General features: G+C 37.1%; 12 protein-coding genes and 1 pseudogene. 2 read left to right on the plus strand and 11 right to left on the minus strand.

Annotated elements, in window-relative coordinates:
* Positions 1–44 precede the first annotated feature (44 nt).
* On the minus strand, positions 45–1001 hold the full coding sequence (locus tag BABA_RS12535) for a hypothetical protein (protein ID WP_007085565.1): 957 nt from the start codon (positions 999–1001) through the stop codon (positions 45–47).
* Positions 980–1549: pseudogene (locus BABA_RS12540) on the minus strand (sugar phosphate nucleotidyltransferase); the annotation flags it as partial. The gene BABA_RS12535 and the pseudogene BABA_RS12540, both read right to left, overlap by 22 nt.
* A gap of 39 nt (positions 1550–1588) precedes the next feature.
* On the opposite strand from BABA_RS12540, the gene BABA_RS12545 reads away from it, so the two are divergent.
* On the plus strand, positions 1589–1828 hold the full coding sequence (locus BABA_RS12545) for a YheC/YheD family protein (RefSeq protein ID WP_007085567.1): 240 nt from the start codon (positions 1589–1591) through the stop codon (positions 1826–1828).
* A gap of 503 nt (positions 1829–2331) precedes the next feature.
* Here BABA_RS12545 and BABA_RS12550 read toward each other — a convergent pair.
* A complete protein-coding gene (locus BABA_RS12550; RefSeq protein ID WP_007085568.1) occupies positions 2332–3627 on the minus strand; it encodes an MFS transporter in 1296 nt (431 codons plus the stop codon).
* Positions 3628–3804: 177 nt separating this feature from the next.
* On the opposite strand from BABA_RS12550, the gene BABA_RS12555 reads away from it, so the two are divergent.
* Positions 3805–4257 (plus strand): DUF2269 family protein, encoded by a 453-nt coding sequence (locus BABA_RS12555; RefSeq protein WP_007085569.1) that lies wholly within the window; start codon positions 3805–3807, stop codon positions 4255–4257.
* A gap of 82 nt (positions 4258–4339) precedes the next feature.
* Here BABA_RS12555 and BABA_RS12560 read toward each other — a convergent pair whose 3' ends face one another.
* The 8 genes from BABA_RS12560 to BABA_RS12595 all read right to left on the minus strand — a co-directional run bounded on the left by BABA_RS12560 (position 4340) and on the right by BABA_RS12595 (position 13299).
* Entirely contained in the window at positions 4340–5764 is a 1425-nt protein-coding gene (locus BABA_RS12560) for an NAD-dependent succinate-semialdehyde dehydrogenase (RefSeq protein WP_007085570.1), read from the minus strand.
* 61 nt (positions 5765–5825) lie between these two features.
* Positions 5826–6770, minus strand: a complete 945-nt coding sequence (locus BABA_RS12565) for an NAD(P)-dependent oxidoreductase (RefSeq protein ID WP_007085571.1) — start codon at positions 6768–6770, stop codon at positions 5826–5828.
* A gap of 38 nt (positions 6771–6808) precedes the next feature.
* The gene (locus BABA_RS12570; RefSeq protein WP_235749676.1) at positions 6809–7555 is read right to left on the minus strand and encodes a FadR/GntR family transcriptional regulator; all 747 of its coding nucleotides are present in this window, start codon (positions 7553–7555) and stop codon (positions 6809–6811) included.
* 182 nt (positions 7556–7737) lie between these two features.
* Positions 7738–8649 (minus strand): DMT family transporter, encoded by a 912-nt coding sequence (locus BABA_RS12575; protein ID WP_007085573.1) that lies wholly within the window; start codon positions 8647–8649, stop codon positions 7738–7740.
* A 130-nt stretch (positions 8650–8779) separates the two neighbouring features.
* The gene (locus BABA_RS12580) at positions 8780–10339 is read right to left on the minus strand and encodes a BCCT family transporter (RefSeq protein WP_007085574.1); all 1560 of its coding nucleotides are present in this window, start codon (positions 10337–10339) and stop codon (positions 8780–8782) included.
* 137 nt (positions 10340–10476) lie between these two features.
* Positions 10477–11643, minus strand: coding sequence for a saccharopine dehydrogenase family protein (locus tag BABA_RS12585; RefSeq protein ID WP_007085575.1), 1167 nt, complete (start codon positions 11641–11643; stop codon positions 10477–10479).
* Between the two features lie 56 nt (positions 11644–11699).
* Entirely contained in the window at positions 11700–12137 is a 438-nt protein-coding gene (locus BABA_RS12590; protein WP_007085576.1) for a Rieske (2Fe-2S) protein, read from the minus strand.
* A 25-nt stretch (positions 12138–12162) separates the two neighbouring features.
* Positions 12163–13299 carry an amidohydrolase family protein gene (locus BABA_RS12595; protein ID WP_007085577.1) on the minus strand — a complete coding sequence of 379 codons (1137 nt, stop codon included), beginning with the start codon at positions 13297–13299 and terminating at the stop codon, positions 12163–12165.
* Positions 13300–13312: the final 13 nt, after the last annotated feature.

A 13312-nucleotide genomic window follows, 5' to 3' on the forward strand; every position in this document is an offset into this window, starting at 1 on the left:
ATAAACACCTCATTCCTTGAATGACTTGTCTTACCCTAAGCAACTTAATTCCAATATTTTTGCAAATCGGATTTGTTTGCGAAGCCATAAAAGTTTGGTTCCATGTTCTTTACTAAATAGACTACATTACTAAGTTCTATTTGATATTTTTGATAAATAAAGGGCAGGTTTTTTTGATTCCCGCGATAAACAGACTGGATTTTGTCTTCGGATATTACTCTTAAACCACTAAAATGATAAAAAATGAGCAATTGATCATCAATAAAAATCGAATCATTCACGTTAGAAAATTGGTACTTTAATTCATTCCATGGACCAATATTTACTCCGGGTGTTGTAATGGAACAAATACCAGGGAATAACATGGAGAGTTCGTCTAAATACTTTTGATCTCCGAAAAGACCTTCTTCGGGTGAAATCTTACAATTCTCCAGACATTTTTCCTTCCACCATTTCACTGATTTGAGTCCAATTTCATCCCGTTTAAAGCTGATAAACCCCGAATTGTATAGACCAGTTATCTTAATCCTTCTTTTTAGTGCCGCCTGATTCATGTTAGGTTTATATTTTTCTTCGTTAGAAAGCAACACAGAACAGTCAGGTTGGTTTTTAAAAATCCACCGTGGATCTCCCCAAAAATACAAATCCGAATCTAGATAAGTAATCCGCTTTACGTTGGGAAACGAAGTCAACACATATTCGCATATAGCAGGCTTCAGGGTCCAACAGTATTCATGGATCTTACGTTGTTCCTTTAGTAATCGAATGCCTTTATCCAATTTTTTCTCGCGGATTAAATACAGATTCTTATATTTGAGTTTTTTTATTAGCTTACGTGATTCATCATCAACACAATGAATAAATAGGAAAAAATCATTCCCCATCACCTGAAATAAAGACGCAAGCAACGCAAGACCTTGGTACAGCCTTCCATTTGTTACGATCATGCAAAAAAAGTTCTCAGAATCCGGTTGATCCCTCACTTTTGCTTTGGAAGCCATAACCGATTCCCTTGCTCCCACATTTTATTGATCTCTAATACGTTTTTATAAGTATCAATAGCTGTCCAAAATCCTTCATGAAGAAAGACGGACAATTGGCGATTCTCGGTTAATTTTTTCATTGGTTCTTCTTCAAAGATGCACGTTGTTTCGTCTGTTAAGTAGTTAAACACCTCAGGTTGGAAAACGAAAAAACCGCCATTTATGATTCCTTCTACCTTTGTTTTTTCCTCAAAGGATTCTGCCATCCCCTGATTAACTTCTAAAGTTCCAAATTGACTTTTCTTCTTGATTCCGGTTACCGTCGCGATCGTTCCTTTCGTACGGTGGAATTTCAACAACTCTTGTAAATTAATGTCAGATAAACCATCTCCATAAGTTACCATAAAGCTTTCGTCCCCGATGTATTTCTTCGCTCTTTTGATTCTGCTCCCTGTCATTGTGTCTAGACCTGTATCAACAAAAGTGATTTTCCATTTTTCAGTTTGGCCTAAGATTTGAACTTGTCCCACCTGTGAATCCATTGTAAAACTATTATTCTTCCATTCGAGGAATTATTAGAAAAGAGTACATTAAATCCTGAAGAAGTGAAAAAGAAAACGGAAGAGATTGCTTTAAAAATGGCGATTACATTAGGAAATGAATTAGCGGGTCTTGCCGATATCGGTTTTGATATAGGACTTAAAAAAAATGGACAGCCCGTTTTCATCGAATGCAATTGCAAGGATTTACGTTACAGCTTTCGACTAGCAAACATGCTCCATGTTTGGAAACAAACCTATTTCAATCCAATAGGTTATGGCAGATATATTTATGATCATTTATGAATTTTGTAGAATGTTAGAAGAAAATGGAGAATGGTTTCAGTTTAGCAATTTGAAATAAATGGGTAAACAAAAACTAAGAGGATAATAGTTTAAAACATAAATAATATTCAAATAATGCTACTCTGAATCAAATGGAGGGTTGAATCATGAAAATTAAAAAACATGAATGGCTTTCATTGAGCAAAGAATTAAAACTGAAGCTGATACGTTTAGCAATATTGGAAAACCACTACAAAAAACCCACGCTGTTTTAAACCAAAAACGGTCCGAATCTTGTTGTATTTAAGCTATTTTCACTGGTTTTACTTGCTATCTTTCATTTACCTAAATCTCAAAATTAATCTCAATCGGTCAATGAAAGTCTATTCCATTGACCGATTATAAATATATTAGCCTCATATGGTAAATGAAACCCCATTCTATTTACCCAAATCTCAAAATGAAACCTAACTCAGTCTATGAAAGTACAAAATACCATTAAAAAATAATTTTATATTAGAACTTTATTTACGAAACCAGACAACAACTGGGATCAGCAGTAGAGAAAGGATGCCTCCTGCAAGTGAGAGTGTTGCATAACTTGATTGGGCAACCACCACCCCCGAAAGTGCTCCTCCAGTGGCTCCGGCTAACGCGATCAAAACATCTACAGATCCCTGTTTTTTTGCACGTGTTGAGGGATGGGTTGCATCGACGATGAGTGCTGTGCCGCAAATCAAACCAAAGTTCCAGCCGAGCCCAAGTAATGAAAGGGCGATGATGAGAAATAACATGGAATCCCCAGGTGCAATAGCAGCAAAAATACCGGCAGCAAGCAAAGTGCCACCTGCAGCAATTGCCATGGCCGTTCTGCCAATCTTATCAACGAGAACGCCAGTCACAAATGATGGCAGGTACATAAAGGCTACATGGATACTAATAATCATTCCTACCTCACTCAAATCATGTCCGTGGTGTCTCATTTGGACGGGTGTCATGGTCATAATGCCAACCATAACCATTTGAGTTAAAATCATTAGCGTTGTTCCAACAATGATACCCCGTCCCTCTATCCTTTGAGTGTCACTGGTGCTAACAATTGAAAGATCTTCCCCTTCCCTACTTTTCACCGATGCAAGGCCATTAGCTACTAGGAGAGGATCAGGTCGAAGGAAAAATAAGTGTACCAAACCTGCTAAAATAAAAGCTGTGGCAGCCAAAATGAAAGGCCCGGCCAATGTTGGGACACCGATCAACGCTGCAAATCCCCCCATTACATCAACCAAGTTTGGGCCCGCAACAGCCCCGAAAGTGGTTGAAACCATGGCAATACTGATGGCCGTCGCCCGCTGTTTAGTATTGGCCATGTCGGTACCCGCATAGCGTGCTTGGAGATTTGTTGCTGAACCAGCTCCATAGATTAATAGAGATGCAAAGAGTAATAGGAGATTATTAGTCAATGCTGCAATCACTACTCCGATAGCGCCAATACCGCCAGTTAAAAATCCCGCTGCAAGCCCTAACCGACGACCATAACGTTGGGATAGCCGCCCCACAAGATAGGCGGCGGCGGCTGAACCCAAAGTGAACAATGCGGTGGGAACCCCGGCATATTGATCTGTGCCCAGCATATCTTGAGCAATCAGTGCCCCAACTGTAATTCCTGCTGCTAGTCCTGCACCACCGAAAATTTGTGAAATAACTACAACTAACAAGGTTCGTCTATATAACTGTTTTTGTTTAGCTGGGGAATCAATGTAAACATTTAACCAATCCGGATGACTTTCTAAAGCCTTTGAATGATCTGCATTATAGGACATAACCCAGTCCACCTTTCCACTTTCAACAATTAATAACTAATTTTACCATAAAATTATATCTATAAATTAGCTTAAAAAGTATTTTTTTCCATCTGAATGCCATATAAAAATAACTGTTCTAATTTTTCCATAAATTTAGTAAAATCAAAAAGTAGTAAAAAAGAAGGAGAGAAAAACATGACTTTGTACTCATTTGTATTGCTCATTCACATTGTGGGGGCAGTAGTTGGACTAGGCTCTACATTCGGCATGCCCGTGTTGATGGGAAGGGTTAAAAATGTATCTCAAGCAAAGTTTGCATTGTTAGTTTCACAAGGAACAGAGAAATTAGCCAAAATTGGAAGTATCGCATTGCTCGTAACAGGCATCATAATGGCCATTATGAATCCGGATTTATTCAAGCAAATATGGTATATAGCCTCCATCGTCATTTACATAGCAGTTCAACCCATTGCAGCAGGGATACTTCCGAAAAAAGCTAAACTTCAAATGGAGATCCTTGAAAAACATCAAGGTGAGGATTTACCCGAAGAATATAATATGGTAGCTAAACAGGCAATTCCACTAAATAACATCTTACACGTTTCAGCTATAGTTCTAATTATTTTAATGACAATTAAGCCTTTTTAAATGTTGATATTAGTATAATTTCTGACAGAATAAACTCCGGGAGGAAACCCCCGGAGTGTCGGATTTATTTTACAATTTGACATCACATTTGAATTCTAGTAGATGTCATTTTTACATTTAGGTAGTCTTCTATTCCTTCGCTACCGCCTTCTCTTCCTAATCCACTTTCTTTAATACCGCCGAAAGGTGCCTGAACAGAGAAAGGTGCAGCATCATTAATCCCAACCATACCATATTCCAACTTTTCTGAAACACGATACATCCTTGATAGGTCATTTGTATAAAAATAAGATGCTAATCCATATTCGATTTCGTTTGCGCGTTGAAGGACTTCTTCTTCTGAAGAAAAGCGGATTAACGGAGCAACTGGTCCAAAGGTTTCCTCATGTAAAATTTTCATTCCTTCTTTACCATTTAGCAGTAAAGTTGGGCAATAAAAGAAGCCTTTATCATATTCACCACCAGTAAGCCTTTTTCCTCCAAAAAGGACAGATGCACCTTTGGATAAAGCATCCTCCACTTGCTCATCCATTTTGTCAATGGCACCTTCATTAATAAGTGGCCCAATATGATTGGATTCATTAATACCATTTCCGACACTTAATTGGGAAACCTTTTCCTTGAGCTTAACTGCGAAATCATCGTAGATGCTGTCGTGAATATAGATTCGATTTGTACATACACATTGTTGACCCGATGAAGCAAACTTACTTGAAATGACCCCATCAATCGCCAAATCGATATCTGCATCTTCAAATACAATAAATGGTGCGTGTCCACCCAATTCCATAGAAACTCGTTTAACTGAATCTGCTGATTGACGAATAAGTTTTTTCCCTACCTCTGTTGAACCAGTAAAGGAAATCTTTCGTACATCTTTACTTTCCATCAAAGTACCGACAATCTTATCTGAATTTCCCATAACAAGATTGACAACCCCCTTTGGAAATCCTATTTCATCAAAGATTTTATAAAGCGCAACCGATGAAAGCGGTGCTTCTTTAGATGGCTTAAGAATGACCGTACATCCGGCTGCTAAAGCAGGGGCTAGTTTTCTTGCTGCCATTGATAAAGGGAAATTCCACGGTGTAATCGCTCCAACCACTCCTAAAGGCTGTTTCGTTACATTGATGCGTTTATTCTGGGCAGAAGCAGGAATAATTCGACCATATACCCTGCGTGCCTCCTCGGCAAACCATTGAAAAAATGAGATTGTGCTCTGAACCTCGTATCGTGCATTGTGAATGGATTTTCCCATTTCTTCCGTAATTAACGTTTCTAACTGCTCACGTTGCTCTTTTAGCTTTTCCACCGTTTTATGTAAATAATTTACGCGAATGTCTACAGGAAGCTGAGACCATTCCTTAAATGCTCCCTTTGCAGCATCTATTGCATCCCTTGTCTCATGAATTCCTACTGTGTAAACTTGATCCACTAGTTCACCCGTTGCCGGGTTATATACCTCAATCGTTCCATTCGTTTTGATCCATTCCCCGTTAATATACATTTTTCCTAACCCCTTTCTATCATCAACACAACAGCCTATTAACTAACAATATTTTTTCTTTTTAAAAATTTACTGGATTTCGTATAGACCCTTTAAAAAACTCTACAAGGTTATTAATTGAAATCCTCAATATTTCTTTATATGCCTCCGGCGTGTTATACGCAATGTGTGGACTAAGAATTACATTATCAAGTGCCAAAAGTGAGTTTTGATTTGAAATTGGCTCTTCATCGAAAACATCAATACCTGCTCCTGCAATCCGCTTTGAGGAAAGCAATTCAACTAAAGCATCAGTATCTATTAATTCTGCCCTTGATGTATTAATTAGGAAAGCCTCTTGTTTCATCAATGAAAGTTCTTCCTTTCCTAACATTTTCTTAGTTTGATCTGTATATGGAAGATGTAGGGAAACAAAATCTGATTTTTCAAGAAGGTCTTTTATACTAGTAAACGACAAACCTAATTTTTGAGCTCTTACAGGATTTGGGTTAAAGGTCCAACAAATTACATTCATTCCAATTGCTTTACAAAATTCCGCCATTCTTTGGCCTATTCCACCCAAGCCAATTAAACCAATTGTTTTCCCCTTTAACTCTATACTCTTTCTAGATTGATTCCAAATACCCCGTGCTACTGTTGTGTGGTTATGGTTAATGTTTTTTGCCAGGGATAACATCAACGAAAGAGTATGTTCCGCAACCGCATTATCTGCGTATCCGGGAGTGTTTGTGACGATAACTCCACTGGATTTTGCAAATCTCAAATCTACAAAATTGGATGCACCGATACCCGTAAATGAAATAATCTTCAAATTTGGGCATTCAGCTATAACCTCATTAGGGATAGACCATCCTAGGAGGATCCCATCAGCATTTCTAACCCTATTAATATATTCATCTTTCGTTTCAGGTCTTCCAATAAAAGTTTGAAAATCACCATACTGTCTTAATGGAGTAATGAGATCATCAGGTAAATGATGATCTGCATCTGGAAAAACGATTAACATTTTATATCACCTCACATAATAAGTTACTACCTCAAAAACTAAAATTCAGTAATATCCAACTCTTCTGTTTCTGGCGGTTCCAGATCTCTTCCTTGGACTATCATTTTCAATTCATTATCTAAAGTGTCAAGGTGTTCTGCCATGATTTTCTCGGCATAATCAACATCTTGATCCCTAACAGCCTTATAAATTGAATAATGTTGAACATATATCGCTTTATCCATTCCGCTATATTGTCCTAATTTTTCTCTAGTGATCGATAAGGCCTCCCGAAATAAATCTGATGTTGCATCCATCATGATTGAGAGAACCTTATTTTGGCTAGATTTAACCAGATACGAATGAAATTTATGGTCTGCATCAACACTTTTATTAAGGTCATTTTCATTTAATGCCTGTTTCATCTCTTCTAAAATTTCTGAAATTATCACTAAATCAGTACTTGTTCTTCGGACTGTGGCTAATTTTATCGCTTGAACCTCAATTATTTTCCTTGTTTCTAACAATTCAAAAATCGTGACATTATCTAAAGCCATAGTATAGGAGAGGGTATGGTACATCCCATTCAATTCTGGTTCCTTAATAAAGGTACCACCAGCTTTTACTTCAATAATACCGAGCATTTCCAATGACTTTAAAGCTTCTCTAATTACAGTCCGGCTAACCTTTAACTCAGCAGCTAATTCACGTTCCGATAGCAATCGATCACCTGCTGATAGCCCACCTTCGAGAATTAAATGGCGAATATCATCCATAATTTTTATATACGACTTTACCGGTGCCACTTTATTCAATTTAATAGTAATCCCCCCTTTATTTTATTATTAAAATGATTTTTAATTGCACACTTTACAGAGTATTCATTTTTTTGATCCTATCTGTTTATTATATGAAACTCCTAGTTACTTTTCAAAATAATTATATATTATTCACGTAATTTACAATTTATATTGAAATAACTTTTATTTTACATTTGCTTGTATTCCTTGTTGATTTTAAACCTATGATCAAGTAATCCTGTTGTTAAATAAACACCCAAAAGTACAAATAAGCCACCAAAGATTTGAACATTCGTTATTTCTCCTCCCACTGTAATAGCAATAACAGCTGTAAAAACAGGAATTAAATTCATAGAAACGCCTGACTTACTAACTCCGATTTCTCTTACAGCAATATTCCATAAAATAAAAGCACCTACACAGGGGAAGATAGCCATATACAAAATTCCTACAATCGCCATTGGACTAAACTTAGAAATTTCCAATCCTTCTATTAAAGCAAATGGGCATAATATTACGATTGAAAAAAACGTAGAGACAGCCGTGGCAGTGATTGGAGGGGTTTTTAATCTTTTTCCTATAATGGAATAAATTGTCCATATTATAACGGCAAAGACCATTAATAGGTCACCTTTGTTATAACGTGTTAAAAAAAACTCAGCCAAGTTTCCTTTTGTCAATATTACCACTACACCAAATATAGAACTGACTACACCTATAACTTGAATTTTTGAAAGTTTTTCGCGCAGCAGAAAAAATGAAAACAGTACAATGATTGCTGGATTTAATGCACTTACTAACGCAGCATTAGTTGCCGAAGTATATTCAAGTGCTGTAAGAAGGACTAGATTATAACCGATAATCCCCAAAATACCCATAACCAACAAAGAAAGCCATTCTTTTTTTATACTCCTCCAATTCAGTTTTTCGGTATATAAAGCGATTGGTAACAGCAAAACTAAAGCCAACGACCATCGGGCGAAAGAAATCCAGAGTGGAGTCATCTCCGTTACTACATAAGTTCCAAAAATAAAGTTACCCGCCCAAAAAAGATTGGCCAGTATCAGATAGCTCCATACTCGAAAATTCCCCAAAAACATCTCATCCTCTTTAATAATATTAAAAAGTTATGGAGAATTAGCTCAAAATTCATTATGTAATCTATTATTACTACTTATAAATTTGAGCTAACTCCCCATTGTCTATTCATTATTTTAATATTAATGAAATTTAACCTACATTTCTTTCATTTTCCACATTTGAAATTGCGTTATGTTCACGCCATAAATCCTTACAAACTTTCGGGGCAGTATAGAAGTTTACAAATAACAAAATAGACACTGGTATAGCCGTAAAGACAATGAATGACTGTAAGGCCCCTATACTTCCTTCTCCAAATGAAATTAGTATAACTGCTACAGCTCCCATAATTAGTGCCCAAAATACTCGAACCAACGTTGGCGGCTTTTCCGTTCCAGTTATGGCGATTGAAACTGACAATGCCATAGAATCAGCTGTTGTCGCAACAAAGATGATTGTGGCTAATAGAAAGAAGAAAGCCAGTATGGATCCAAAAGGAAGTTGTTGCGCAATCGCTATCATGGCTGCTGGCGGGCCTGCCTTATTCAAGGCTTCCGATATCACCCCGGGATTGGATAGCTCGTAGAAAATTCCCGTACCACCCACTACTGTGAACCAAAAGTTCATGATGATTGGGGCAATCACTGCGATTGTCAAAATGAGCTGTCTGATTGTCCGCCCCTTTGAAATCGCACACACAAAGACTGCCATCATTGGTCCATAACCCAAAAACCAGCCAAAGAAAAAGATTGTCCAAGATCCTAACCATTCTGGTGCATCTTGGAAGGTACTCATACCAAAGAAATTTTGCAGATAAATTCCAAATCCAGCTAAAAATTCATTAAGAACGAAAAGTCCTGGACCGAGAAATAAAACACAGATAAATAAAAATGCAACGAGGTATACATTAAGCTTGCTTAATAATTGAATACCCTTATCTACTCCTGATACAACCGATATAGAGGCAACGAGAACAAGTCCAGCAATAATTAAGAATTGAGTTGTATAATTATTGGGAATCCCAAACAAGGAATTAAGCGCATATCCAACTTGTAGACCTAGAAATCCAATCGGACCAATTGTTCCCGCTACAACTGCAATAATTGAAAAGGCATCTGTTAAGGTCCCAAGAACGCTCTTTTTTAGAATCTTATCACCAAATATTGGATACAGAAGAGAGCGTGGTTTTAACGGGGCACCTTTGTGATAATGGGCCCACATTAAGACAATCGCACTTAAGGTACCGTTAATTGCCCATGAAAGAAAACCCCAATGTAGGAAGCTTTGGCTCAGCGCTGGTGAAACTGCTTCTGCTGTACCAGATTGAATTCCCTTAAAAAATGGTGGAACACTGAGAAAATGGTACATTGGTTCAGCAGCTGCCCAGAATACTCCTCCAGCGGCCATTAGCGTACACATAATAATGGAAATCCATTTAAATGTACTCATTTCTGGTTTTTCTATTTTTCCAAGTCTAATATTTCCATATTTTGAGAGAGCAATCCAAATGGCAATAAAAAATGTTCCTAAAAGAAGAAATTGCCAAAAGGAGCCGAAGTATTTGATTGAGAACGAGAAAGACTTATTTACAAAATTTGATACAAAATTCCCATTAATGATATACATAACAACAAATAACGTAAAAAATCCACCACTTATCCCCATTACTGGCCAGTCGACATTACCAAGTCCTTTAAGCGACTTTTTCATAAAAAACCTCCTAAATAAATTAACATAACATCTAGGTGTCTCATGTACTAAGTTGGCAGATAATTTTATTGTCCTGATTTTATTTATTGTTATCAGGTCATAAATAGTGAAAAACACATTTATGACCTTAATATTATTTACAACGCATGTTCAACCTTATTTAAATAAACCTCCATGCCTCTTTTAGCTAATTCCTTAAAGAAAGGTGCCGTTTCTATACATTTTTCGGGAGGGAAAACGCCTTTCCGTGTCACTTTGCCCTGAGCAAGCATTTGCGCTACTATGGAAGGCGGTACTGAAGTTTTTAATGCTCCAGCTGGGATGTTCCATTTCTTTTCAGTTCCAACGTAAACCTCAACCATGATTTTCTCATGTTGACCATCTTTCATTCCTATAACATCTACACGAGTTACACTGTATTGCTCTTTTTCCACTTTTGGCTGATTCAATTGATTTACAACAGATAGAAGCGCTTGTCTTGGTGATAACTCAACGCCGCCTATGTTAATCGGTTCCTTACTACCAAACCCAAGACGAACAAGAAACTCTACTTTTTCATGGAATTCCTTTGGAAGAGCGATACTGAAGGTCGTATTTTTACAACCAAGCTCTTTAAATGATTCATAAAGTGTAACTGGCTCCGGATGGATCGTGTATACAGGTCGCGTAAGCCCAATAGGATCCTTAAACTTTACAGGTCTTGATACGAGTGGATCAATTTTTGTTACTTTACCATTTTTTACTACAACAGGATTTAAGGTATATTCATCGATAATGGTATCTAACATATACGGTGTAACGAGCGGAGACGTGTATTCAGTGAAATCCTTCATAGCTATTGTAATATCAATATCTGATACTGTATCTAACTGTTCTACCCCAGCTAATGCCATCATATTTGAAATCCCGGGTCCGCTTCCCATTCCAAGTACTGCCGTTATTCCCTTTGCCTCAAAGCCTTTTGTCATTTCTAATTGTTCGTTCGTTTCTTCTGGCCAAGCACCAAGGTCTACATAATTGACCCCCGCACTTAACGCTGCTCTGGTTACATTCGGACAAAGAAATGCGGGACCGCTATTAATAACTACGTCAAAATCTTTAATAATTTCGGCAGTTTCATCCTCATTTAGAACATTAATCTGCTTTGCAGTTAAGCGTGGATCTCCAATTTGCTTCGCTCTTTCTTCCGCTTTTTCGATTAAAATGTCCGCAACCATTACTTCATTAACCGCATCATTTTCTAATAAATCATAAATTGTCCCCAATGCTTGTATTCCTGCTCCGCCAATAACAATTATTTTCATTTAATTACCTTCTCTCTATAAATATATGGATTGCATTTTGAATTTTAAAATTTCAATTATTTACAATTAGGGATGCATTGAAAGTCTATGATACTTATATTCTCAGGCTTTCTTTTTAGATAAAGGACAATATCTCTCTCTTCTCTTCTTACATCATAAGTTAGAAGCGTAACCTGATTAGGTGAAAACAATGATTTGCCCGTTTTCAACTCAAATTCCCACCCATGTAAAGGACATGTGATGATTTCATTATTTAGTCCATATTCATATTCCTGAGGATTAGAGGTCAACATAGTTCCCGTTATTGACCCGAAAATCATTGGGATGCCTTGATGTGGGCATTCATTTCTAAATGCGTAAAGATTTTCATCTACATTCATAATGGCTATTTCTAGCTGGTCTACTTTTATTAATTTTCTTTCTCCTGGTTTTAGTTGATCATAGGGGAATAAAACTACACGAGTTTGACTATGTGTTTTTTCTACTGGACTCAAGAATCAATTACCTCCCTTGAATAAATTAAAACCTAAAGGTATCCAAAGCATTTTCATAGAATATTTTTCGTTTTAATTCTTCTGGAAATCGAAGAAATACTCTTTGAAGATTGTCTCCATCCCAATGAGGATAATCACTGCAAAATAATAGCATCTCTTCAGCCTTTATCATTTGAATCAACTCTAGAAGGTGATTTGGTTTAAATGGTTCTTCTATTGGCTGTGTGCCTAACCGGATATTTCTTCTGATATATTCGCTAGGGGGTATTTTCAACCAAGGCACTTCCTGCCTTAGCCCTTTCCAATTTTTATCTAACCTCCACATTAAATGAGCTATCCAGGCAAAACCGTATTCGATAAAAGCAAATTTCAACTTTGGAAACTTTTCAAATACGCCTTCAAAAATAAGACTTGGAATCTGTCTCATCGCAATAATTGGCAGAGTAGAATGCCATTCAATATAGGTAGAAGCAGGGCCAATCGCCTGATTCGGAGAGTATTCTGCCGTATTTTCAGCATCAGGATGGACGATTATTGGAAGACCATATTCCTCTGCAATTTCATATATCGGCCAAAAATGCCGCTTCCCAAACGGGATGTTAACAACGCGCAAATTTATTCCGGCTATCCCTGGTTTTCGACCAATTCTTTCTATTTCTTTAACACTTAGTTGTGGGTCTAATGGAATAACTTCCATCGTCATTTTAAATCTGTGGTCACTTTTTACCCATTTATCATAGAGCCAATCATTCGATGCCCTAGTATATTCTGCAGCAAGGTTAACATTATGATAAGCACCCATCGTTCCATGACCAATGTTTAAAATGCCGTATGTAGTGTCATATCGGTCAAATAAATCCTTTGTTAAAAATTGTGGGTCTGACCCAGGTGTCTCACCACTAGGTGGGATTGCATCCGTGCGAAGTACGTGACCCGGATTTCCATACCTCCCAAGTGGAAATGTGAATCCGCCATTATTTTGATTCTTTAACCTATCATTCTTAAATTTTCCAATATTAAGTTGCTTTTGGTATGCTTCATCAAGGTATGGAGCCAATTCATCTAGTGAAGACATAAAGGGATGAACATCACAATCAATCAAATTGACTGTGATCTTTTTAGTACTTTCGATACTTTCGTTAACGTTTACTAATGTTTCCATTCTTTCTCACCTT

Origin of the sequence: Neobacillus bataviensis LMG 21833, assembly GCF_000307875.1 — a bacterium.
Lineage (GTDB): Bacteria > Bacillota > Bacilli > Bacillales > Cytobacillaceae > Neobacillus > Neobacillus bataviensis.

What these genes read in the sequence shown, in the direction of transcription:
- BABA_RS12580 (WP_007085574.1), bottom strand. Translation starts at nt 10,339, where the DNA reads ATGAAAAAGTCGCTTAAAGGACTTGGTAATGTCGACTGGCCAGTAATG.
- BABA_RS12535 (WP_007085565.1), bottom strand. Translation starts at nt 1,001, where the DNA reads ATGGCTTCCAAAGCAAAAGTGAGGGATCAACCGGATTCTGAGAACTTT.
- BABA_RS12585 (WP_007085575.1), bottom strand. Translation starts at nt 11,643, where the DNA reads ATGAAAATAATTGTTATTGGCGGAGCAGGAATACAAGCATTGGGGACA.
- BABA_RS12550 (WP_007085568.1), bottom strand. Translation starts at nt 3,627, where the DNA reads ATGTCCTATAATGCAGATCATTCAAAGGCTTTAGAAAGTCATCCGGAT.
- BABA_RS12565 (WP_007085571.1), bottom strand. Translation starts at nt 6,770, where the DNA reads ATGTTAATCGTTTTTCCAGATGCAGATCATCATTTACCTGATGATCTC.
- BABA_RS12575 (WP_007085573.1), bottom strand. Translation starts at nt 8,649, where the DNA reads ATGTTTTTGGGGAATTTTCGAGTATGGAGCTATCTGATACTGGCCAAT.
- BABA_RS12555 (WP_007085569.1), top strand. Translation starts at nt 3,805, where the DNA reads ATGACTTTGTACTCATTTGTATTGCTCATTCACATTGTGGGGGCAGTA.
- BABA_RS12595 (WP_007085577.1), bottom strand. Translation starts at nt 13,299, where the DNA reads ATGGAAACATTAGTAAACGTTAACGAAAGTATCGAAAGTACTAAAAAG.
- BABA_RS12560 (WP_007085570.1), bottom strand. Translation starts at nt 5,764, where the DNA reads ATGTATATTAACGGGGAATGGATCAAAACGAATGGAACGATTGAGGTA.